At 35.8% G+C, this 21,371-nt stretch carries 24 protein-coding genes, 1 tRNA gene, 1 CRISPR repeat array and 1 other annotated feature; of the genes, 7 read left to right on the top strand and 18 right to left on the bottom strand.

Annotated elements, in window-relative coordinates; translation table 11 throughout:
* Positions 1 to 38 precede the first annotated feature (38 nt).
* Entirely contained in the window at positions 39 to 929 is an 891-nt protein-coding gene (locus OZX56_RS04035) for a MurR/RpiR family transcriptional regulator (RefSeq protein ID WP_277140277.1), read from the top strand.
* Here the strand turns inward: OZX56_RS04035 and OZX56_RS04030 are convergent.
* The 8 genes from OZX56_RS04030 to OZX56_RS03995 form a co-directional block, all read right to left on the bottom strand.
* Positions 919 to 1,872 (bottom strand): NAD-dependent epimerase/dehydratase family protein, encoded by a 954-nt coding sequence (locus OZX56_RS04030; RefSeq protein WP_277140276.1) that lies wholly within the window; start codon positions 1,870 to 1,872, stop codon positions 919 to 921. The genes OZX56_RS04035 and OZX56_RS04030 overlap by 11 nt on opposite strands.
* Positions 1,873 to 2,104: 232 nt before the next feature.
* On the bottom strand, positions 2,105 to 2,749 hold the full coding sequence (locus tag OZX56_RS04025; RefSeq protein WP_277140275.1) for a copper homeostasis protein CutC: 645 nt from the start codon (positions 2,747 to 2,749) through the stop codon (positions 2,105 to 2,107).
* 107 nt (positions 2,750 to 2,856) lie between these two features.
* Complete coding sequence (locus tag OZX56_RS04020) at positions 2,857 to 3,576, bottom strand: MIP/aquaporin family protein (protein ID WP_277140274.1); 720 nt, start codon at positions 3,574 to 3,576, stop codon at positions 2,857 to 2,859.
* Between the two features lie 36 nt (positions 3,577 to 3,612).
* Positions 3,613 to 3,984 carry a dihydroxyacetone kinase phosphoryl donor subunit DhaM gene (gene dhaM / locus OZX56_RS04015; RefSeq protein ID WP_277140273.1) on the bottom strand — a complete coding sequence of 124 codons (372 nt, stop codon included), beginning with the start codon at positions 3,982 to 3,984 and terminating at the stop codon, positions 3,613 to 3,615.
* The gene (gene dhaL, locus OZX56_RS04010) at positions 3,981 to 4,565 is read right to left on the bottom strand and encodes a dihydroxyacetone kinase subunit DhaL (RefSeq protein ID WP_277140272.1); all 585 of its coding nucleotides are present in this window, start codon (positions 4,563 to 4,565) and stop codon (positions 3,981 to 3,983) included. Before dhaL ends, dhaM begins: the two co-directional genes overlap by 4 nt.
* A gap of 17 nt (positions 4,566 to 4,582) precedes the next feature.
* Positions 4,583 to 5,578: a dihydroxyacetone kinase subunit DhaK gene (gene dhaK / locus OZX56_RS04005; RefSeq protein WP_277140271.1), complete on the bottom strand. Its 996-nt coding sequence runs from the start codon at positions 5,576 to 5,578 to the stop codon at positions 4,583 to 4,585.
* Between the two features lie 127 nt (positions 5,579 to 5,705).
* The gene (locus tag OZX56_RS04000; protein WP_277140270.1) at positions 5,706 to 6,185 is read right to left on the bottom strand and encodes a nitroreductase family protein; all 480 of its coding nucleotides are present in this window, start codon (positions 6,183 to 6,185) and stop codon (positions 5,706 to 5,708) included.
* Between the two features lie 17 nt (positions 6,186 to 6,202).
* A complete protein-coding gene (locus tag OZX56_RS03995) occupies positions 6,203 to 6,826 on the bottom strand; it encodes an SLAP domain-containing protein (RefSeq protein ID WP_277126534.1) in 624 nt (207 codons plus the stop codon).
* 206 nt (positions 6,827 to 7,032) lie between these two features.
* Here OZX56_RS03995 and OZX56_RS03990 point away from each other — a divergent pair, with 206 nt between their 5' ends.
* Complete coding sequence (locus OZX56_RS03990) at positions 7,033 to 7,878, top strand: glycosyltransferase family 8 protein (RefSeq protein ID WP_277140269.1); 846 nt, start codon at positions 7,033 to 7,035, stop codon at positions 7,876 to 7,878.
* Between the two features lie 165 nt (positions 7,879 to 8,043).
* Complete coding sequence (locus OZX56_RS03985) at positions 8,044 to 8,325, top strand: HU family DNA-binding protein (protein ID WP_277126536.1); 282 nt, start codon at positions 8,044 to 8,046, stop codon at positions 8,323 to 8,325.
* A 69-nt stretch (positions 8,326 to 8,394) separates the two neighbouring features.
* Here OZX56_RS03985 and OZX56_RS03980 read toward each other — a convergent pair whose 3' ends face one another.
* From OZX56_RS03980 to OZX56_RS03965, 4 genes are read right to left on the bottom strand one after another with little or no spacing between them, the layout of a single operon-like run.
* A complete protein-coding gene (locus OZX56_RS03980; RefSeq protein ID WP_277140268.1) occupies positions 8,395 to 9,096 on the bottom strand; it encodes a methionine ABC transporter permease in 702 nt (233 codons plus the stop codon).
* A complete protein-coding gene (locus OZX56_RS03975) occupies positions 9,089 to 10,150 on the bottom strand; it encodes a methionine ABC transporter ATP-binding protein (protein ID WP_277140267.1) in 1,062 nt (353 codons plus the stop codon). Before OZX56_RS03975 ends, OZX56_RS03980 begins: the two co-directional genes overlap by 8 nt.
* Before the next feature lie 16 nt (positions 10,151 to 10,166).
* Entirely contained in the window at positions 10,167 to 11,021 is an 855-nt protein-coding gene (locus tag OZX56_RS03970) for a MetQ/NlpA family ABC transporter substrate-binding protein (protein ID WP_277140266.1), read from the bottom strand.
* A 16-nt stretch (positions 11,022 to 11,037) separates the two neighbouring features.
* Positions 11,038 to 11,892, bottom strand: coding sequence for a MetQ/NlpA family ABC transporter substrate-binding protein (locus OZX56_RS03965; RefSeq protein WP_277126540.1), 855 nt, complete (start codon positions 11,890 to 11,892; stop codon positions 11,038 to 11,040).
* Between the two features lie 45 nt (positions 11,893 to 11,937).
* Positions 11,938 to 12,178, bottom strand: a binding site (T-box leader).
* Between the two features lie 188 nt (positions 12,179 to 12,366).
* On the opposite strand from OZX56_RS03965, the gene OZX56_RS03960 reads away from it, so the two are divergent.
* Both OZX56_RS03960 and OZX56_RS03955 read left to right on the top strand, forming a co-directional pair.
* On the top strand, positions 12,367 to 12,942 hold the full coding sequence (locus OZX56_RS03960; protein ID WP_277140265.1) for a helix-turn-helix domain-containing protein: 576 nt from the start codon (positions 12,367 to 12,369) through the stop codon (positions 12,940 to 12,942).
* Positions 12,923 to 13,738 carry a hypothetical protein gene (locus OZX56_RS03955; RefSeq protein ID WP_277140264.1) on the top strand — a complete coding sequence of 272 codons (816 nt, stop codon included), beginning with the start codon at positions 12,923 to 12,925 and terminating at the stop codon, positions 13,736 to 13,738. Before OZX56_RS03960 ends, OZX56_RS03955 begins: the two co-directional genes overlap by 20 nt.
* A gap of 187 nt (positions 13,739 to 13,925) precedes the next feature.
* Here the strand turns inward: OZX56_RS03955 and OZX56_RS03950 are convergent, their stop codons facing one another.
* Positions 13,926 to 14,432 carry a dihydrofolate reductase gene (locus tag OZX56_RS03950; RefSeq protein WP_277140263.1) on the bottom strand — a complete coding sequence of 169 codons (507 nt, stop codon included), beginning with the start codon at positions 14,430 to 14,432 and terminating at the stop codon, positions 13,926 to 13,928.
* Positions 14,433 to 14,545: 113 nt separating this feature from the next.
* Between OZX56_RS03950 and OZX56_RS03945 the strand changes: the two genes are divergently transcribed.
* Positions 14,546 to 14,857 carry a TipAS antibiotic-recognition domain-containing protein gene (locus OZX56_RS03945; RefSeq protein ID WP_277140262.1) on the top strand — a complete coding sequence of 104 codons (312 nt, stop codon included), beginning with the start codon at positions 14,546 to 14,548 and terminating at the stop codon, positions 14,855 to 14,857.
* 63 nt (positions 14,858 to 14,920) lie between these two features.
* Here OZX56_RS03945 and pnuC read toward each other — a convergent pair whose 3' ends face one another.
* Together pnuC and OZX56_RS03935 are read right to left on the bottom strand one after the other, a co-directional pair.
* A complete protein-coding gene (pnuC, locus tag OZX56_RS03940) occupies positions 14,921 to 15,634 on the bottom strand; it encodes a nicotinamide riboside transporter PnuC (protein ID WP_277140261.1) in 714 nt (237 codons plus the stop codon).
* 103 nt (positions 15,635 to 15,737) lie between these two features.
* A CRISPR array of direct repeats spans positions 15,738 to 16,437; the repeat unit is 28 nt; unit sequence GGATCACCCCCACATACGTGGGGAATAC.
* A 184-nt stretch (positions 16,438 to 16,621) separates the two neighbouring features.
* On the bottom strand, positions 16,622 to 16,903 hold the full coding sequence (locus OZX56_RS03935; RefSeq protein ID WP_277126544.1) for a hypothetical protein: 282 nt from the start codon (positions 16,901 to 16,903) through the stop codon (positions 16,622 to 16,624).
* A gap of 1,073 nt (positions 16,904 to 17,976) precedes the next feature.
* Here OZX56_RS03935 and OZX56_RS03930 point away from each other — a divergent pair.
* Positions 17,977 to 19,626: an IS1182 family transposase gene (locus tag OZX56_RS03930; RefSeq protein WP_277140260.1), complete on the top strand. Its 1,650-nt coding sequence runs from the start codon at positions 17,977 to 17,979 to the stop codon at positions 19,624 to 19,626.
* Between the two features lie 37 nt (positions 19,627 to 19,663).
* Here the strand turns inward: OZX56_RS03930 and OZX56_RS03925 are convergent, their stop codons facing one another.
* From OZX56_RS03925 to OZX56_RS03915, 3 genes are all read right to left on the bottom strand, one after another.
* Positions 19,664 to 19,903 (bottom strand): antitoxin HicB, encoded by a 240-nt coding sequence (locus OZX56_RS03925; RefSeq protein WP_277126546.1) that lies wholly within the window; start codon positions 19,901 to 19,903, stop codon positions 19,664 to 19,666.
* A 367-nt stretch (positions 19,904 to 20,270) separates the two neighbouring features.
* Positions 20,271 to 20,359, bottom strand: a tRNA-Ser gene (locus tag OZX56_RS03920).
* 546 nt (positions 20,360 to 20,905) lie between these two features.
* Positions 20,906 to 21,316, bottom strand: coding sequence for a GNAT family N-acetyltransferase (locus tag OZX56_RS03915; protein WP_277140259.1), 411 nt, complete (start codon positions 21,314 to 21,316; stop codon positions 20,906 to 20,908).
* Positions 21,317 to 21,371: the final 55 nt, after the last annotated feature.

The raw sequence follows: 21,371 nt of genomic DNA, 5'->3' as shown, positions 1-21,371 counted from the left end.
TAGCTATTTTAGCCATAATTATATCAGAGGTTTCAAACATGCTTTTACAAGAAAAAATGAAAAGTATTTCCTTTTCACAGTCAGAAAAAACTATTATCGATTTCATCCTAAATAAACAAGAAGCCATTGAATCATATTCTATAAATGATATTGCTCATCAAACTTACACGTCTGCTTCTACCCTAATAAGAATTGCCCACAAGCTTGGTTTTAAAGGATGGACTCAAATGAAGCAAGCTTTCTTGAACGAAGTTAAATACTTACAAAAAAACTTTAAAAATATTAACGCAAACCAACCTTTTTCAGCAACTGACTCAATTCACGATATTGCTTCTAAGATATTTCAAACAAAGAATGAAAGTCTATTGGATACATTGAGTTTATTGCAACAAGAACAGATTAAAAAAGCTATCAAAATTATGCAAGCAAAAACAAATATCAAGTTTTTCGCATTGGCTAATATCGTCTTTTTAGGTGAAGAATTTGTTTATAAGTTGAGACACATTGACAAAAATGCATCAACTTATCCCATTCAGAATACAATGTATCAAGAAGCATTACTATCTTCTAATAACGACTGCGCCATAATTCTATCCTATTCAGGAGAATCACCAGAATTATTACACATTGCCGAACTTTTATCTCAAAAACAAGTACCAGTAATTGCAATAACCAGTATTGGCAATAATCGACTTGAGAAATTGGCTGATATCACTTTACATATAACTACAAGAGAAAATTCATATACTAAAATTGCCGGATTCTCTTCTTTGGAATCAGCATCTTTTATACTGGATATTCTGTATTCAACGTACTTTTCATTAGACTATCAGAACAATTTTGCCACTAAAGTAAACTTATCAAAATTAACTGAAAAAAGAAGACTTGATAATACTATTTTGAATGATGATAATAACTTTACCTTATAACTATCACACCCCTATCTAAATAACTTTGGATACTTAATTTAATAGTATCTAATACAGAAAATTCTGGTGTATAATCGAGCAGTTCTCTAGCATTTTTGATACTATATTGTCCACTACGTGCGATATGGAGGTACGTTTTCTCTACTTTATCAGAATCATTAATTAATTTAGTCCATTGGTCCCAAGGTAAAAAATTAATCTTAGATTGCTTATCAAAATATCGATAAACAAATTTAGCATATCCATATAATGTAATCGATTCCGCTGAAACAGCATGAAAACTTTCGCCAATAGCCATATTACGATGCATAATTGCATCAACAAATAATTGTGCAACGTCAGAAGCATGTACATGATGTAATGTTTCCATTCCAAAATTTGGCAAATAAATTTCCGAACCATCTGCAATCTTTTGAAAAAGGGTATCATCTAAGTTACCTTGTGGATTAATAATCGACCATCCTGGTCCAGAAATCTGACCAGGCATAATAATTGTTGCTGGAAAATTATTATCTTTTATTTCTTGTTTTAAAAACTTTTCACACTCATATTTTTGTTTACCATATTCATCAATTGGACTTTTACCGCTATTAGGAGTAACTGGTAAAATTTCTGCTCTACCATATGACCAAATAGATGAACAAAATAAATAAAGTTTTAAGCTTGTTTTCTTAAGTTCTCTGACTATTTTTTTCATATCATTGAGATCAAAACAAATCAAATCAATGACAATATCTGCATTTAGTTTGGCGATTTTTTCATTAAAATTAATATCTTTACTTCTATCCATAAAAATTTGTTCAATATGATTCCAAACAGGATCCTGATAATATGGCTTATGTGAACCTCGACTTACTGAAATAACTTCAAAGCCTTTTTTAACCAGCTTTGGAATTAAATACGAACCAATATGGCCACTACCACCAATAACTACAACCTTCATAAAACATTTCCTCCTTTTTTATATTAGTTTATATGTTTATTGGGCATTGGCAATATGATGGACATATATTGAAATACTTTTCAGATAAAACTGTTGTTTTTTATTAAAAAATGTAAATTTTTTTACAAATCAAGGAGGTATTGAAAATCTGCGCAATTTTAGACCAAAAAAGTCCTATGCTTAACAACAAATCATAGGACTTTAATAATTTTTAGATTTTAATTACTTAATTTTATTTGGGCAAGACAATTTTACTGCCATGAAGTTGCTCAACTTTAAGTGTAGCTGCTATTTCTTGCGCATTAATGCTAGTAATGCCCCCACCAGGTAAAATTTCAATTTTTTCGGTTGCCCAAGTAATAATTTCATGTAAATGAGCAACAGTAGCAGTAATGGGTATATTCAACCTACCACCATGAGTTAATATTCGTTTAACTCCCTGGTCAGCAAGCCAATTTAGTGACTGCTCTTGTAAATTCTCTGGGATCTCATCAAAAGCCATATGCATTACTACTTCCAGACCTGAGGTTCGTGCCAACTCAATCAAGCGTTTCATAATCGGTTTAGCGATTGTTTTTTCTGCATTTAAACAACCAAAAGTAACCGCGTCTGCCCCAATCAAGGCTGCTAGTTGAATATCAGTTACCATCATCGCAATCTCCTGCTCGTTATAATTGAAATTACCACCACGTGGTCTGATCATCACTACCACTGGAATATTAAAATTATGGGCGTACAAAACCGCTTGTTGCAATACACCAAATGAAGGGGTTGTACCACCTACAGCCAGATTATTATTTAATTCAATTCGGTCAGCTCCTGCAGCAATCATGCGCGGAATATCAGTAAAGTTTTCTACACAAACTTCTTTAATCATGCTTATTAAATGGCTCCTATTAATCTATATTACTAAAATACTAGCATAACATGTTACTTGCCAAACGTAAAAAGTCCTATCTTTATTTAAAAGATCGGACTTTTTCTTTATATTAACACATTAAAGAGTAACGCTGCTAAACTTCCGCCAGCAAGCGGGCCTAAAATTGGTACCCAACTATATGCCCAATCAGAACCACCTTTATTAGCTATCGGCAATAATTGATGCGCTAATCTTGGTCCCAAATCACGGGCTGGATTAATTGCATATCCAGTTGGACCACCTAATGATAAACCAATTGCAGTGATTAACAAACCAGCAATTAATGGATTAAGCCCTGCTGTAAAGTCTCCTTTAGTAAAAGCAAGTAAACCATAGACTAGCACAAAAGTACCCATTAATTCTGTAAAAAAGTTCCAAAAATAATTTCTAATAGCTGGTTCAGTTGCGAAGACCGACAAAATTGTATCTGAATCTGTAGTTTCTTGCCAATGCGGATAATAAGTTAACCAAACCAAAATCCCACCAACAAACGCACCTGCAATCTGAGATGCAAAATATGGTAAGACAGAAGACCATGGCAATTTACCAGCAATTGCCATACCAAGAGTAACAGCAGGATTAAAGTGTCCTGGACTTAACCAACTGACACAATATACGCCAAAGGTTACAGCAAAACCCCAACCTAATGCAATTACTACCCAATCAGCACCGTTAGCCTTAGATTTCTTCAGATTAACGCCAGCACAGACACCATCACCCAATAAAATCAAAATAATTGTACCCAAAAACTCGCCGACCATCTGCATTGTTAAGCTATCATGCATTTTTGTTTCTCCTTATGTTAAGTTAATGAACAAATTTTAATCTTTAACTTTTAATGGTTGCAATTGGTTTTCAATTTCTGTCAAACCAACTCCTGCTTGAATTAAACTAGCAGCAGTATATGCACCCTCAATAAAGGCAGAATTATAAAGATGAACTACTTTATCAGTTAATTCTACTGCCATGTCTAAATTCATCTTAGCGCTACCTAAATCATAAAAAGCTAAAATTTCATCAGCCTGATTTTCTTTAAAAGCTGTCAAAATTTTTTCCATGTTAGTGCCAATATCATTTTCTTGTGTACCTGCAGCAATGGTAATTGGCACATCACTAGCCACCTGCGCTAATAATTGATTTAGCCCAGTTGCAATTTCAGGAACATGGGATACTAACGTAATTCCTAAACTCATAACAACCCTTTCGTTTCTAATAATGCTTCAAATAAATATCCACTTGATTGTGACCCTGGATCAACATGCCCCTTAGAACGTTCTCCTAAGTAGGATGCGCGACCTTTCTTAGCAACTAAGTCCTTAGTTGCCTCAACAGCAGCTGTAATTTTACTTTCAGTAAGATCATGAGACTTTACTGCAGGAACTAGAGCCGCCCAGACATCAACCATTGTCTTGTCTCCTGGCTTAGCACCACCACGTTTTTCAAGGCCAGCTAATCCAGCCTCCAATAATTCACCCAGATCATCAATTGTGTCGCTCTTTTTAGCCATTTCCAAAAAAGCTGTACCGTATAATGGTCCAGAAGCACCACCAACGGTAGAGATTAAAGTCATTGCAATTTGTTTCAAGGCAGCCATCAAGCTAGCTGGTTTTTCAGTTAACTTTTGGGTAACTGCCTGCATACCACGATTCATATTGAAGCCATGATCACCATCGCCGATTGGCGTATCTAGATCACTCAAGAATTGTTGATTAAGCTCAATTTTGGCCGTAAAATTATTCATCCATTCCGTTAAAGTATCAACTGTCAGTGTCATCTCTGTTCCTTTCTTAATTACCAGGCAATAGTTTTTGTAGGTGCCTGTAAATAATCCAACCATTGCGTATCTTGCAATTCAAACAAGGTTAACGAAATTCCTGCCATATCAAGAGAGGTCATATAGTTACCAATTTTCATAAATACAGGTTCAATCTGATATTCTTGTAGCTTATCCAGTAAATCGTTACTAAAAATATATTGCTCCATTAATGGTGTTGCTCCCATACCGTTAACTAAAACTGCATATTTTTTCTGTGCCGACAATTGCATTTGCTTATCCAATTGCTTAACTAATTCCGCAACCAGTTCTTTAGCAGGTTTGATAGTTTCCCTGCGATAACCAGGTTCAGAATGAATACCAACGCCAAATTCAATCTCATCATCTGATAAAACAAATCCTGGCTTGCCAGTTTCTGGATTAGTTGCTGCAGACAATGCTACCGCAATTGTCTTAATGCAAGGCAAAACTTTCTGAGCTAAAGTGGCAACTTCATCAAGACTAGCACCAGATTGCGCAGCAGCACCCAAAACTTTATGCATAAAGACTGTGCCAGCAACCCCGCGTCTTCCTTGAGTAAAAGTACTGTTTTCAACTGCAATATCATCGTCAACTACAATTGACTTAACCTTGATGCCATCCATTTGCGCTAAATCCTTAGCCATATCAAAGTTCATCACATCGCCAGAATAGTTTTTAACTACTAAAAAAACGCCTTGCCCTTGATCAACTGCTTTGATGGCAGCATAAATCTGATCTGGAGTTGGTGAAGTAAATACTTCACCGCACACCGCTGCACTTAGCATACCTTGCCCGACAAAACCCGCATGTGTCGGTTCATGACCAGAACCACCGCCGCTAACAATTCCTACTTTACCCGCCAAGGAATTCCGATCTGCTCGCATCACAGCATTAGTTTCTGGAATTTTAGTCAAATATTGCGGATATGATCGCACCATTCCAGCAACCATTTCTCTAACAACATTAACCGGATCATTAATAATTTTTTTCATTGCTTATTTCTCTTCCAATCATTAAAACTAACTGTTTATTCTAAAGTCATTATACCAAAAAGCGTTTTCATAAGCTATCAAAAAGAAAAGCCGCAGATTTTCTCTACGACTTTTAATCTGTTTTAGTCTATTTACGAATTACATGATAGCGATGACTGCGATCTTCAGTTGGAAATTCAGCAGAATGTCCGACTGCCACAATCACACAAGTTTCATAGCCAGGAGAACTTATCTGTTCTTGTAATTCAGGAACAGCATTAAGACCTGTGGCACCACTCATAGTATATATGGACCCTAAATCTAAACTAGTAGCTTCAATCATAATGTTTTCAGCTGCACACGAAGCATCACGTTGTCCGAAGCGGCGATCTTTTTTAACATTAATAACAAACAACAATGGTGCATCATAGCAAGCATTATCTGTTGCCCGCTCTATCTGCTGCAATAATTGGTCATCCTCAACCACGGTCAATTGCATAACATCAGTTTCGTGCATCCCACAAGGTGCAGCCTGAAAAGCAGCAATCATGTGATCTACTGCCTCTGAATCAACTTTTTCAGAAGTATATTTTCTGACTGCGACTCTTTTCAAAATTGGATTGGTCATTTAGCGACGCTCCTTTACTACTGACTGATAACTTTACCACTCTTGTGATTCAAATTTGCCCACTTAATATATTGAGTTTCAGTAATTCCAACATACTTTTTGCCTTTAATTGTTTTTACTTTGATTACTGGTACAAATTTACCTTTGGCAACATAGAGTCCCTTTTGTTGTACACCCTTGCTGTTGTAGACATAAGATTTCTTCTTAACCTTGTATCCAGCTGCTTTAAATGTCTTTACATTATTAGCCTTAATAAATTGATTCTTCTTATTATTTATTTGTAGAAATTCTTTACCCTTAACATTAGTGTAACCAGTAACTGTTACAATGGTATTTTTCTTTAAGGCTTTTTTATTAGTCTTCTTACCCTTTTTATTATAAATATAAGAATTTTGCTTTAACTTTACATTTCGATTAAGATATTCAATCGCACTATTTGACGATGAATTAGCGTTAGTATTATCACTACTTGCAGGTTTATTTTCATCAGTAATTGGTGAAGTTACTGCCGCATTATTATCAGCTGTTGTCTGACTGGTCGTATCAGCTGATTCATCAGCTGCGCTTACTTGTAATGGTAAATTTAAACTTGCAGAAAGCGAGAATACACCAATTAATCCAAGCAAAAATTTTTTGTTCATTAATGACACCTCTTAATAAGATTTAAATATAATGTATGTTATATTATACTACTTTGACTTAATAATTTCGTTAGTTAACAGAATTGTAACCTATTTTAAATTTTATTGCACTATTTGCAATCGTTTTTATACCAATATGTGAAATTATTATGCGATAATTAAGTGAAGAAATAATAATTACGCTGTTTAAAGATAGAAAGATTAACATGGAAGAGCAATGCAATCGTCCAATTGACATATTAGTTACCATTGACCAAAATTATATTAAGCCATTAGAAGTGATGCTGTATTCTCTAAGACTCAACAATTTACAAGCAAAATTACGGGTCTGGGTAATTTACGACAAAATCGAAACAACTATGCTTAAGTCACTGGAAAACTTTGCTACTAAAATTGAAATCAAAATTGAGGCTCTAGCCATGAACGCCGATTTTGACTTTCCAGATTCCTTACTTAACTTACACGACTATCCTCAGGAAATGTACTTTAGGTTGCTATCTGGTAAGATTTTACCCAAAAGTTTGCACCGAATAATTTACCTCGATCCAGATATCTTAGTAATTAACTCAATCGAGCCACTTTGGCAATTGGATCTACAAAATAAAATGTTTGCAGCAGCAGTGCATGAGGGCTTAACCGATATCATGAGTTCAATCAACAATCTTCGCCTTGGAACCAACAACGGATATTTTAATTCTGGGATTATGTTGATGGATTTAGACCAGATGCGTCAAAAAGTTAACCTTAAAGACATCACTGATGCAATTAATGAACACCACGAAACTTTGATTTTACCGGATCAAGATATTCTTAATTATCTTTACGGTGATCATATTATGAAAATTCCAGAAACCCACTGGAACTATGATGCTCGTGCTTATCACATGTACTTCACTAGAAGTACTGGAGAGATTAATCTTGAATGGATTATGAAAAATACCGCCATCTTGCATTTTTGCGGTAAGCCTAAACCCTGGCAAAAGGAAAACCATTCGAAATTTAAGACCCTGTATCTAAATTATCAACAAATGGCAAGTAAGCTAATAGAATAAATTATTGCTGCATTATGACTTTTTCTATTGAAGCTCAGCTGTTCTGTGCTAAAATAATTAAAGTCGGTAATGGTAAGCGGCACAACGAGTTAGATTAAACATGAGTAGTTTAGTTTACAAATTATGCCAATTACTTTAAGTTTTTAAAGAAGAGAGAAGATATATATGGCTTCAATTAATAAATCTGAACTTGCCAAGGAAGTTGCGGCAAAGAGTGACCTCAAAGCTAGCGAAGCAGAAGAGGTTATTGATATTGTAACTAGTTCAATTCAAGCTGATCTAGCTAAAGGTGAAAAAGTTCAAGTTATTGGTTTCGGTTCTTTTGAGGTTCGTCAACGTGCGCAAAGAAAGGGTCGCAATCCTCAGACTGGTGAAACTTTGACAATTCCTGCAACTCATGTACCTGCCTTTAAACCTGGTAAAGTTTTGAAAGATGCTATTAAATAGCTTTTCAATCATCTAAAAAAGGACCAACAAGCAATTTACTTGTTGGTTCTTTTTTAGTTCAAAATATGATTAACGACTTTGATGATTTAATTTTTTAGCAAAGAAATCACCAATAATCTGAACAATAAAAATCAAAATAATTACCAAGACAGTGGCGACTAACGTAACATCATTGTTAAAACGATTATAGCCATATGAAATAGCACTGTTACCCAGACCACCTGCACCGATAGCGCCTGCCATGGCCGTTAGGCCAATTAGACTAATAATTGTCACGGTTGACACTCTGCATAGTTCAGAACGTGCTTCATTAAGATAAACACTAAAAATTAAATCCCAAATAGTAGCACCTATACTTTGCGCCGCCTCAATTTTTCCTTGATCGACACTTTCAAGTGCGACCTGAACTTGCCTAGCATAAAATGGAAAGGTTCCCAAAGTTAGCGGTACTAGTGCAGCTTTCATCCCAATTTGAGTACCAACAATTTTTTGAGTAACCGGGGCAATAAAAGCCAATAAGATAATAAATGGAATGGCGCGAAAGATTGAAACTAACTTATCACAAAGATTAAACCAAAATTTATTAGGTCTAATACCATCATCTTTAGTTAAAACCAAAATTAGACCAAAAATAATCCCCAAAATTCCACCAAAAATTGCAGCCCAAAAAGTCATAAATAATGTCTGCATTATACTGGTACCCCAACCGGCATCACCACCCCAGCCTAATTGCACTACATTTGGAAAAACTTTACTAAACCAACTAATCATATGAATTCCCCTTTTCATCTAAACGTGTAACTGCTACCTGTTCTTTATGTAAAAAATCCTGTGTCTGTTTTTGTTGGGTCGCATTTCCTTTGACTAATACTAACAAAGTACCAATAGGCTCATCAGCTAATGATTCTACGTTGCCGTAAAGCATACTGACTTCAACCCCAATTTCACGATATAGATCGATAATAATTGACTTGGTTACATTTGCCACACTATATACAAGTTGATAAATTGCTTCGTCTGCATTTAACTTCTCTAAATGCAATGAATTAAGTGTATTAATCACATCAAGCGACCCACCAACGAAACTCTTGGTCAGTTCTTTTTTCGGATGCAGAACAATTTCGCGTAAGCTACCCTGTTCAATGATTTGACCCTGCTCCATGACAGCTACCTTATTGCAAATCTTTTTAACGGCTTCCATTTCGTGTGTAATTAAGACAATCGTTAAATTTAGCTCTCGCTGCAATTTTTTCAGTAAAGCTAAGATTTGCTGGGTATTTTGTGGATCCAGTGCACTAGTAGCTTCATCTGAAATTAGAATATCGGGATCATTGGCAAGTGCCCGCGCAATTGCAACTCGTTGCTGCTGCCCTCCGGATAATTGCACTGGATAAAAATCAGCTTTGTCCTTTAAGTCTACTAATTCAAGCAACTTGAGAGACTTGTCTTCAATTTCGTGATCCTTTAAGCCAGAATGCTTAAGGGCAAAGGCCACATTTTCGACTACTGAAATTTCATTTAATAGATTAAAGTTCTGAAAGATCATGCCAATTTTACGCCGCGCTAGTTGCAGCTTTTTATTAGAAATCACCTGCTTACCTGCTTTAACAAACTCAGTTCCATTAACTGAAATATCACCAGCAGTTGGTTTTTGCAATAAATTAATAGTACGCACCAGTGTTGATTTACCTGCACCAGAGAAGCCAACTACTCCATAAATATCGCCTTTTTCAACATTTAGACTAACATTGCGTACAGCTTGCACTAGTCGACCTTTTTTGTCAGGAAAATTAACATTAACCTGGTTTAACTCAATAATACTCATTATTATCATGTTCTTTCTACTTAAATTTGACATCCCAAACCGGAATTTGATCGTTACCGTAATATTTTTTATCTAGCTGTTTAGTTTTTGCAGTTTGGTAAGCCTTAACCACTGCCTGATAATCTTTGTTCTTAGCATCAGCTTTACGAGCACAGATTACATTGATCCATTGCCGAGTATCCTTATTAAATGGCTCAGTAAATATTTTCTCTTTATCACCTAATCCGGCAGGTCTAGCAAAATTACTGTTAACTACTGCCGCATCAACTGAATCAATCATCCGACCACACTGCTCTGCGCTAACTTCTTTAATTTTAAAATTATGCGGATTCTCAGTGATATCTGCTACTGTTACCAAATCCTTATCTTTGCCTAACCTAATTAGACCAGCATTTTTCAGAACAATTAATGAACGCGATCCATTAGTCGCATCATTGGGAATGGCAATTGTAGCACCTTTGGGCAGCTGACTTAACTTTTTATACTTCTTAGAATAGAGGCTAATCGGCTTGACCTCGGTGCGGCCAATTGGAACAATTCCACCGTGATTAGCCTTATTCCATGACTTTAAAAATGCTAAATGCTGAAAGGAGTTAAGATCAATATCGCCACTTTTTAAGGCTTTATTAGGCTGATTATAGTCGGTAAAATTTTTCACCTTAACGATAATGTTATTATCTCGCTTAGCTTTACTGGCAACTTCTTTCCAAATTGCCTCACTACCTTTATCTTCAGAAACTAAACCAACTGTCACTGTATGAGTTTCAGGTTTAGACTTGTTAAGTCCCGGACCTAAGCTAAACCAAGCTGCAACAATTACAACAAGTAAAGCAATAATGATAATAATGTTTCTACGCAGTTTTTTAGTCATCGTTTGTTACCTCATTTTAAAATTTAATATCCCATGCAGCCAATTCCTTATTACCATAATATTTCTTGATCAGTTTTTTAGTCGTAGCAGTTTGATAAGCATCGACTACATGTTGATAGTCTTTGTTCTTGGCATCAGCTTTGCGAGCACAAATGATATTAACCCACTGCAATGATTCTTTGTTCATCGGTTCAACATAAATAGTTTCTTTATCTCCCAAACCGGCAGGTGTGGCAAAATCATTATTAACCACTGCCGCATCGACTGAATCAATTACACGTCCGCATTGGTCACCACTAATCTCTTTAATCTTAATGTTGCGTGGATTTTTAACAACATCGGCAGCTGTCACTAAAGTCTTGCCCTTGCGTAAGGTAATCAAACCAGCGTTCTTTAATACCAGCAAAGCTCGCGACTCATTAGAAGCATCATTGGGAACCGCAATCGTCGCCCCCTTAGGCAACTCACTTAATTTGTGATATTTCTTTGAATATAGCCTAATTGGAGCAATCATAGTCCGACCAATCGCAACTACTCCGCCCTTATTAGCCTTATTCCAGGCTTTTAAAAATGCATAATGTTGAAAAGCATTTAAATCTAGGTCACCATTTTTTAACGCTTTATTTGGTTGATTATAATCAGTAAAATTCTTAATCTTGATGGTTAAACCGTATTTTTTCTTAGCCACTTTTGCGGCTTCATCCCAAATCGCCTGCTTGTGCTTGGTTTGACTAACTACTCCAACCGTTACTGTTCTAGTTTGGGGCTTAGTCTTGTTAATGCCTGGGCCCAGTCCAAACCAAGCAGCTGCAACTACAACAATTGCAATGATTCCCCAAATTAAAAACTTCTTTTGTTTTTTCTTACTCATAACTCTACCTCCAAAAATTTCCAACAAAAAAAGCACTCATCCTAATACAAGGACGAGTGCTCGCGTTACCACCTTTAAATTTGCTTATTACTCACGTAATAAGCCTCACTAGCTATCAATCAATAGCTTGTAATTATAACGGATACAACTCCGCCGCTAGCTGAATATCACTAGCAGTTATCATTTCAAGCCCATGTTCACCAGTTCCTTTCTGCTAACTCTCACCTAAACGTTAGCTCTCTTTATCGAAAAAAATAATGGTTACTCTGCTTTTCAAGATATATTAATTATTTAATTGTAAACTAATTTATCATGCTCAATACCGTATGTCAACAGTTAATTTTGCAAATAACAAAAAATTGTGATTAATAAGCGATAATGTCTTAAGTGTTATTAAGCAATAATGTCCCAAATTTTTATGTCATAATCTCCTTATTGGAGGTTATGGTCAAATTGAAAAGGATTGGATTAAATATGAACGCTGAAAGAAAATATCTTGTAATTAAAGAGTTACTTGATCATCACGGCAATAAGCATCGCGCTGCACTTACCTTAGGCATTACTATCAGACAGGTTAACCGACTACTTAAAAAATATCAGGAACAAGGAAAAGCGGCCTTCGTTCATGGGAACAAAGACCGCCATCCTGTTAACTCTCTCTCTACAAAGATTAACAAGCAAATTGTAACTCTTTATCAACAGAAATATCAAGGCTGTAACTTTAAGCACTACACCGAACTATTAGCCGCTCGTGAACAAATTAAGGTCTCTTACACTTTGGTTTATAATTTGCTTACTGCTGCTGATATCTACCCGCCTAAAACTTGGCGTAGAACTCGTAAACGGTTAGCTAAGCAGCGATATCGGGCTAAACACCCTCATGCTCAATCACAACAACTTGATGATGCTGTTAAGCATCTCGTTGCCTTAGAAGATGCTCACCCACGCCAAGCACGTTGTAAATACTTTGGCGAAGAAATCCAAATGGATGCTTCTGACATTGTTTGGTTCGGTACTAAAAAGGGCTTCCTTGCATCTAGCAATCGATAATGCCACTGGCAACCTCGTGGGCGCTTATTTTGATTGGCAAGAGACTTTAAACGGTTATTATCATGTTTTTGAACAAATTTTGAGGAATTATGGTATTCCTTACTGCTTCAAAACAGATAACCGCACCGTCTTTAACTATGAAACTGCCAAAACCAAGCTTGAACATAAAGACGTCTTAACGCAATTCGGTTATGCTTGTAAAACCTTGGGCACTAATCTGGTAACCACTAGTGTTTCGCAGGCCAAAGGTATGGTTGAACGTGCTAACCAAACTGTTCAAAGTCGTCTAAAGATGGAACTGCGCTTAGCAGGTATTAACTCACTGGCTGGTGCTAATCAATACCTCACAGAAACCTTCGTACCTGCTTTTAACCAGCTCTTTGGTCAAGATTATCACCAGTTTCCAACTGTCTTTGAAACAGCCCCTACACCTGAAAAAATTAACACTACCTTGGCAGTATTAGCTTCACGGATATTTGATAGTGGTGCCACAATTGCTTTTAAAAATAAGCACTATCAGGCCTTTGATACTGCTGGTAAATTGATCTGCTTTGTAAAAGGAACCAAAGGATTAGTCATCCAGGCTTTAGATGGACAGCTATTTATCGCAGTTGATGAGCAAGTTTATGCTTTAACACAGGTAATTAAGAATGTCATAGTATCGACGGAGATTGACTTGGCAGCTAAACCTGAAAAACCTAAAAAGAAGTACATTCCACCAATGAGTCATCCATGGAAACAAGCTTCATTTCTGGCTCAACAAAAACGAGCACATGAAAAGCATAAATACGTATAAAAATAGCGGGAAAATTTCCCGCTAATGTTTAACCATTTTTGGGACGTTTTCCCTTATTATTGACACAGTTAATTTTGCAAATAACAAAAAATCACTCTAGCCAACCTGCTAAAGTGATTCAAATAATTATATCAAAGTAATAGTCAAAAATACCGCTAACATTTCTATTATCATTTAAACGTTATAATTACTTTTTTCGTAAAAAAGTTAAAAAATCATACGAAAAATGATTATAGTCATCTGCTTGATTTGATATTTTCTTCACTAAAGTAAAATTTCGATAATCGATAGAAGTCATCATTGTATCGGCTTCAAAGGTTGCCTTTATCTTGGTTTCTTCAAGACAATCAACCTGGCTCTTTAACGCTTGAAAAACTGAATTGCCACCAATAACATAAATATTTTCATGTCTATGAGCAGATACCCAATTTTGCAAATCGGAAATGGAGAAAACAAACTCAGCTTGTGGATAGTCAGCATATTGCCTGGCTAAGTCATGATTTCTTGTTAAAACCAGATATGGTCGTCCAGATAAAATTTGTGGCAACCCATTAAAGGTTTTCCTCCCCATAATAATTGGATGTCCAATAGTCAATTCCTTAAAATGATGGAGATCTCCAGGTAAATTCCAAGGCAAATGACCATTTAAGCCAATTTGGTGACGTTCGTCTTCAGCCCAAATAAAAGTAAGCATTGTGTTTTCCCTCCAAATTAGTTATTACAAATAAATTTTACTGTTATACATTATGAGCAATTGCCCTAAATGTGCTATAGTTAATTCAATTAAATATTAAGGAGTAAATAGTAATGACGCAAGCACAAACCGATGCAGAAGAACAAAATTATAATAAACTCAAACAAACCGAAGCTAATCTAGTTCGAAATTTACAAGCTGCAGTTAAAGATCCAAGTAAGATTTCTGAACTAAGTCATGCAATTTTCCAAAATCATCAGGATTGGTTAAAAGTGATCATGCCCAATTATTCAGAAAAGATTCATTTAGGGATCATTAATGGTTATGAAACTGATGAACGATACCAATCATATTATGATGATAAAGCTGGTAAAGGCGCAACTAAAATACTAATTAAAGTAGTTAAAGACCATTTAGCAAAATAAAAAAGATGGGGTACTTCTCTTAATTATTGAGGAACCTCATCTTTTTTGTTTACAGCTAAATTATTAATGGAACCAATGAGTATGCTTATCAGTAAACGCTAATAAATCATTACTTAAATATAAGATATAAGTAAAGAATAAAGTTAAGTTAGCATCGCCCTGCATTGCAGTTATGCCCCATAAAATAATTGACATAACTCCTTGAATTGTCCAGAAATAATATTGTTCACGGAACCGTAAAGTACATAGTAATGAACCCGTAATACCAATAGAACCAGAAATTGCATCGATCCACGGACGCGGACTAATAAATACTTTTGTATCCATTAAGTAAAGCATGCCGGTAACTATAACAAAAAACGTCAAAGTCAACAACCACTTAGGAGCAGTTAAACCATGAATATGACTTTCTGCATCCTTTGACCAAGCTGGCATCAGTAATACTGGTAAATCTAATAAAAAGATATATGATGTTTGCAAAACTACATCCGCATAATTTCGCGCATTAATAGCAACCACAATATATATCAATGCCGATAATAATCCAAGCACTCCGTTTAATGGCTTAGCATTGGTAATAGCCAGAGTACAAGTGAAACCCAGCACTGCAGCAAGCATTGTTACAAAAGTCATTAACGTAATCGGTGCGGAAATTGTTGTCCCCACAATCACGCCAATGCCAAACATCAGCAATATATACGTTTTGAAGCTCCAGCCTCGCATTTGGTGAACATACCATGCAGGCTTGAAAACATCAGTATTTGGTTGTATTTTCATTTATTCTCCCCTATCTATGTTAACGATTTAAAAACCATTCACTATGATACCATTTGTTTTAGTTATTTTAAATTGCTTCTAATAAATTATTTTTGGAAAGAATAAATTAGCCTCATATCCGTGGGGAATACAGAATCCTCGCCAACCGCTTTTTTACCCTTATTGGATCACCCCACATACGTGGGGAATACACCAGATACCAAAAGACAGATACTGATATTACAGGATCACCCCCACATACGTGGGGAATAACAACGGCGTGCTTTCAAACGCCCAAGGGATCACGGGATCACCCCCACATACGTGGGGAATACAATAAGGCGCACCATTATAAATAGTGTTTACAAGGATCACCCCCACATACGTGGGGAATACTTAAGGTTTGCTAAGTCCTTATCATCGCTTGTAGGATCACCCCCACATACGTGGGGAATAACAACGGCGTGCTTTCAAACGCCCAAGGGATCACGGGATCACCCCCACATACGTGGGGAATACGCTTCGTCTTTCTGTTCCCATATCTTACTGATAGGATCACCCCCACATACGTGGGGAATACATTATAACCATCTTTTTCGTTATATTGATAAGTGGATCACCCCCACATACGTGGGGAATACAATAAGGCGCACCATTATAAATAGTGTTTACAAGGATCACCCCCACATACGTGGGGAATACTTAAGGTTTGCTAAGTCCTTATCATCGCTTGTAGGATCACCCCCACATACGTGGGGAATACCTATTGGAATTGGATTAACTGGCTATTTTAAAGGGATCACCCCCACATACGTGGGGAATACAGTAAAAGATTACCGTCATATCAACATTGCTAATCAAAGAGATACACAAAATTCATTAGTTTATACTTCACTGCTTATATTTTGCAAGATATTATCTATTTAAGCAAGTTAAACAAGCTTTTATTTTTAAATATAATATACAATTCTTTTTAGCTACTTTAACATCCTTTAACAAATTTCATTTTTACTTGACTATACTTTCAATTTCAGCCTTGGTTACTTCAAATGGCAACTGAAAAGCTTCATCGTATTCTGAACTGTTAAAATCAATATGCTTTTTGAATTCAGTTGGCTTAGGAAAGTTTTTTCTACCATCTAAAGCCAATATTAGTACATCTTTGCCATATTTGTATGCCTCAACAGGAGTTTCACCAAAAGTCATTGCTTCAGGAAAGTCATCAAATTTTACTTCCCAAACTTTATCTTCAACGTTATGTAATAGTGTGCCAAAATATTTATACGACATTTTAATACCTCTCCTGTTTTAAGAATATATCAAACAAAGCTGCTTTTTCAAAGCCCCTCAGGAATTCTCACAAGTGCATGAAACTATTACTTTGATGTGTTTAAAATAATTTGCGCTCTTTTGATATGTGCATTTTTATAATACTATTTTTCTAATTCTTTTCGTCTTGTAGCAATTAATTCTTCTAAATTATCTAAGTCAGCAACATTGGAATAATTTTAATAAAGCTTTTAGTTGTTGACCTATACGATACTGTTTTTGCTACTTTAGGATGTGTTTTCTTATATTTTGCATCTGCTTTTTGACGTGCCTTGCTTAAAACCACCCCCAAAAATCCTTCCCTATAACTAAAACAGCTAAAACAATTATTATCAAATTTAGAATAAAATTTACGATAGTCAAAATATTATTCAATTTTTTCATTTTGAAACCTCTCATAAATCTGCTATACTTATGACAAAAGGACAAGACTCAGCTTATCCCTTTGTCTATTACTACAAACCGAACAAATGAAGCAATAGACTTGCGATTCCCGCAAGGGTGAGCTTTTTTGCCTTGCGGTACTCTCGGCGAGTCATGAGGTTTCTCCTCCCCGTTTGTAGATTGCTGGTCTCTCAATCAATAAATATATCATACATGTTTAATCATGTATATTCGAAATTTAAATGAAAAATAATTTGATTTTTGTGATTAATAAGCAATAATATCCCAGATTTGGTGTAAAAATACTATTCTTATATTGCAAAAATATTAGGCCAAATCTTAGCCACTACCCAGGAAGCAAATATACTAATAGTGGCGGCAAAATTGATCTGTTGAACGATGTGTCGATTAATTGAGAGTTTCCCAATCTTTCGACAATACCATAATATACCTCCACCTGTTCTCTACTAAATCTCTAGCTTTTCTCAACCAAAAATCTACCTAAATTAAAAAGTGTCTGGGAAAAAACTAGACCCTTAAAAGCAAAAAATCCGTTAGAACCTTTGCGTTCTAGCGGATTTTTCATATACATTCTAGCCTAACCTTGTTATTATTAAATTACTACAAAAAACAAAAAAGGTGGGCTTTTCATGTATCAAAATTATATCACAGGTCAAACTGCTTTAACACTCAACTTTGACTTTTCTATTCCTAAAAATCATCTTGCTCAGGTTATCAGTGATTTTGTCGACTCGATTCCTGCCGATGTGCTGCTGGAAGACAATTCAAATACTGGTCGACCTGCCTATCACCCAGCAATGATGCTCAAAATACTACTCTTTGCCTACTCTAGACGCGTTTTCTCTGGTAGAAAAATTGAGCGGATGCTCACAGAAAACCTCCCGATGATGGTCATAGCTAGTGGTAAACATATTTCATATCATACGATCAATAACTTTAGAGCTAGTAGCCATACCAATCAGCTGATTAAACAAGCTTTTGTCTATTTTACTAATCTTTTGCAAGCAGAAGGGTTGCTTAGAGAAGATGCCATCTTTATTGATGGGACCAAAATTGAAGCTGATGCTAACAAGTATACTTTCGTTTGGAAAAGAGCTGTCGAAAAGTTTCATACTAAGTTAAAGGCTAATGCAGTTGAGCTTTATGACGAATTGATTCAAAAAGAAGTAATCCAAGCGATTACTGAAGAAGAAGCACAAACTAGTCAGGGTCTGGCAATCATGGCAGAACAAACAGAAACTGCCATCAAGCAACTAGATGAAGCAATCGCGGCTGAGCCGAAAGTAATTCCTGGAGGTTCAACTAAAAAACGCCAAAGGCGAGGCCTTAAAAAAGTCTTGCATAAGTTGCGTCAGGATTTTATCCCCAGAGCAGAAAAGTATGAACAGGCGCAAGCAACTTTTGGTGAGCGTAATAGCTACTCCAAGACTGATCATGATGCCACTTTTATGCATATGAAAGAAGATCATATGAGGAATGGTCAGCTCAAACCCGGATATAATATTCAAGTGGCAACTACCAACCAATATGTAGTAGATTATGCACTTTATCCTAATCCAACAGACTTCAAGACTTTAGAACCTTTCTTAAAGCAAATGACAATTTTAGACAAGTTCCAGAACATCGTTGCCGATGCCGGCTATGGCAGCGAATATAATTATTCTATGCTTGAAAATGAGTATGAGGATAAACAATATTTTATTCCATACAGTCTTTACGATAAGGAGCAGACTAGAAAGTATCAAAATGATCCGACCAAGCTGGCGAATTGGACCTATAATGAGCAAGCAGATTATTACCTTGACTGGCAAGGTGTGCGTTTTAATTTCAAACGTTATGGTAAGCGGAGGAATAAGAGTACGGGGTTAGTCTCTGATCTAAAAATATATGAAGCAGATGAGTTTCAATTAACCGCTGAATTGACTGAGCTAGCCAAAACTAAGAGCGGACGCCAAAGGCAGGTGCAATACAACCCCAATTGGCAATATTTAAAGGAAAAAGCTAAACAAACTCTTCAAAGTGACAAAGGCAAACGGATTTATGGTTATAGAAAAACGGACGTAGAGCCAGTCTTTGGACATATGAAGAACGTTTTTGGTGTGCGCAGAACACATTTGCGAGGGAAGAAAAAGGTCGAAACCGATGTAGGCTTGATGTTCATGATGATGAATTTGAGCAAATATTGGAGTAGAAGAGGTGGCGGAAAACTTCTTTTACAGGAAATAAGCAACAAAAAACAGATCAAGATTTTCTATTACGAAAACTTGGTCTGTTTTTAAGTCTGAAGAGTTAGTTTTTTCCCAGACACTTATTCTTTTACTTTGCTAATAACTGCTTTTCTAATGCTTCTGTCAAAGTCTTTGAAAAGTTAATCTGTTGTTCTTTACCTAGTTCAACCAGATACTCTGGTATCGAAATAGTCTTACGAATAGTTTTTTCGTTTAGCTTGCGATACTTATTCATATCAACTGAAGCAATTGTTTTAACTTCATTTTCCGATACATCAACTTCTTTGATAGGCGCTGGAGTAGGATAACTAGTTTCACTAACTAGCATGGCACCAAGAGCCTAGGTTCCTCCGCCAATATCTGGAATTTCTACGCTATAACCGACTTGCTCTTCTGGATACAAAATAATTGGATATGCTAAAACATTTTTATCTTTCAACATAATCCACCTTTAATCAAAAATTACATATAGAACATTGAGTATTGTCTAAATTTACATCTATCAAACGAATTAAAGCACAATTTAGATAATCACATTGTGAAAGGTTTATACTTACTTCAAAATCAACCCAGCTGTTAATTTAGCTGGGTTGTTTAGTCAAAATTTAGTCCATATATCATCAAAAACGTTGATAGCTTGGCGTGCGGTCTAGTCATAAAATGCTGCTACATAAGCATTTATCAGGATATATTTAAGGAGAGTACAGGATTTGAACCTGCGCGCCAAGGAAAACTTGGTTCGCCGGATTTCGAGTCCGGTGCATTACCACTCTGCCAACTCTCCAGAACATAAGAAATTATACTATAACTTAATCTTTTTTTCCAGCTAACTTTATAAAAAATCTAACTATCTATATAAAATTATTGCTATATAAATTATTTTAGTCTAATCCCAACATACAGAAAACAAATCATTCATGTTTTATCAATAGTGTCTGTTCTACTCGTAATAAATTCTCCACATCCGTGGGAAATACGAGAGAAAATTTTGATTCAAGTATCAATCGAAAGGATCACCCCCACTTGCGTGGGGAATACATATCAAGGTATACTGATATACTGTCTTTCAGGGGATCACCCCCACTTGCGTGGGAATACAGTAAAAAATCCTTGTTATAACAAGATTCTTAAAAAGAAAAACACTAATTTTTTATGAGTTCATATTTCAACGACTACATTATTCCGTATAATCAACGAAAAATCAAGCTTCTTTTTCTACCTCAGCGCCTTAAAAAATTCACTGTTTCTACTTGCAGGTCTATCCTAAAATATATTTTCCAAAAACTAGCTAAACTCCTGCCTTTCTTTTTATTGGTTAAGTACTATACAGCTAATATTCCTGATAAAACGCCACTATTCCAAGTTTATCAATATTTGTTAGTCCCTGCTTTTCATAAAACGCGCGTGTCTTAACCGTATTATCAGTTAGTAAAACAACCTGTCTAATTCCACTATTCCTTTTTAGAACTTGCTGAATTAGCTCTGTCCCCAAACCTTGATGTTGGTATTCAGGCTTCACTAGCAAATTTTCAATATACAGGATAGTTTCTTGATCGCCAATTGTTCGAATTAACCCTACCAATTCGGCTCGCAGCCAAACCGTGATCACTGCCTGTGAATTTGCAACAGCTCGTTGCAGTTTTGCCAAATCCTTAGTATAAGAGGTCCACCCAACTGAGTTATATAACATAAATAAATCAGCCTGTGTCAACTGGTTTTCTTGCTTAAATTGAAATTTCATTGCTATTTTCTTCCAATCCATCATTTAATTGATCCCAGTAATTTCTTAAATTTTG

This window comes from Lactobacillus sp. ESL0684, from assembly GCF_029392675.1.
In the GTDB taxonomy this organism is placed as follows: Bacteria; Bacillota; Bacilli; order Lactobacillales; family Lactobacillaceae; genus Lactobacillus.
Note: the sequence above shows the minus strand (reverse complement) of the source record. Positions and strands in the feature narration are given on the sequence as shown.

Bases quoted from the DNA above. Each gene is read 5' to 3' on its own strand.
- OZX56_RS03935 (WP_277126544.1), bottom strand. From the start codon at position 16,903: ATGTCGTATAAATATTTTGGCACACTATTACATAACGTTGAAGATAAA.
- OZX56_RS03970 (WP_277140266.1), bottom strand. From the start codon at position 11,021: ATGACTAAAAAACTGCGTAGAAACATTATTATCATTATTGCTTTACTT.
- OZX56_RS04000 (WP_277140270.1), bottom strand. From the start codon at position 6,185: ATGACCAATCCAATTTTGAAAAGAGTCGCAGTCAGAAAATATACTTCT.
- OZX56_RS03925 (WP_277126546.1), bottom strand. From the start codon at position 19,903: ATGCTAGTTAGTGAAACTAGTTATCCTACTCCAGCGCCTATCAAAGAA.
- OZX56_RS04020 (WP_277140274.1), bottom strand. From the start codon at position 3,576: ATGCATGATAGCTTAACAATGCAGATGGTCGGCGAGTTTTTGGGTACA.
- OZX56_RS03960 (WP_277140265.1), top strand. From the start codon at position 12,367: ATGAACGCTGAAAGAAAATATCTTGTAATTAAAGAGTTACTTGATCAT.
- OZX56_RS03950 (WP_277140263.1), bottom strand. From the start codon at position 14,432: ATGCTTACTTTTATTTGGGCTGAAGACGAACGTCACCAAATTGGCTTA.
- dhaK (WP_277140271.1), bottom strand. From the start codon at position 5,578: ATGAAAAAAATTATTAATGATCCGGTTAATGTTGTTAGAGAAATGGTT.
- OZX56_RS04025 (WP_277140275.1), bottom strand. From the start codon at position 2,749: ATGATTAAAGAAGTTTGTGTAGAAAACTTTACTGATATTCCGCGCATG.
- OZX56_RS03965 (WP_277126540.1), bottom strand. From the start codon at position 11,892: ATGAGTAAGAAAAAACAAAAGAAGTTTTTAATTTGGGGAATCATTGCA.
- OZX56_RS03985 (WP_277126536.1), top strand. From the start codon at position 8,044: ATGGCTTCAATTAATAAATCTGAACTTGCCAAGGAAGTTGCGGCAAAG.
- OZX56_RS03990 (WP_277140269.1), top strand. From the start codon at position 7,033: ATGGAAGAGCAATGCAATCGTCCAATTGACATATTAGTTACCATTGAC.
- OZX56_RS04035 (WP_277140277.1), top strand. From the start codon at position 39: ATGCTTTTACAAGAAAAAATGAAAAGTATTTCCTTTTCACAGTCAGAA.
- OZX56_RS03930 (WP_277140260.1), top strand. From the start codon at position 17,977: ATGTATCAAAATTATATCACAGGTCAAACTGCTTTAACACTCAACTTT.
- OZX56_RS03915 (WP_277140259.1), bottom strand. From the start codon at position 21,316: ATGAAATTTCAATTTAAGCAAGAAAACCAGTTGACACAGGCTGATTTA.
- dhaM (WP_277140273.1), bottom strand. From the start codon at position 3,984: ATGAGTTTAGGAATTACGTTAGTATCCCATGTTCCTGAAATTGCAACT.
- OZX56_RS04030 (WP_277140276.1), bottom strand. From the start codon at position 1,872: ATGAAGGTTGTAGTTATTGGTGGTAGTGGCCATATTGGTTCGTATTTA.
- pnuC (WP_277140261.1), bottom strand. From the start codon at position 15,634: ATGAAAATACAACCAAATACTGATGTTTTCAAGCCTGCATGGTATGTT.
- OZX56_RS03945 (WP_277140262.1), top strand. From the start codon at position 14,546: ATGACGCAAGCACAAACCGATGCAGAAGAACAAAATTATAATAAACTC.
- OZX56_RS03975 (WP_277140267.1), bottom strand. From the start codon at position 10,150: ATGAGTATTATTGAGTTAAACCAGGTTAATGTTAATTTTCCTGACAAA.
- OZX56_RS03995 (WP_277126534.1), bottom strand. From the start codon at position 6,826: ATGAACAAAAAATTTTTGCTTGGATTAATTGGTGTATTCTCGCTTTCT.
- dhaL (WP_277140272.1), bottom strand. From the start codon at position 4,565: ATGACACTGACAGTTGATACTTTAACGGAATGGATGAATAATTTTACG.
- OZX56_RS03980 (WP_277140268.1), bottom strand. From the start codon at position 9,096: ATGATTAGTTGGTTTAGTAAAGTTTTTCCAAATGTAGTGCAATTAGGC.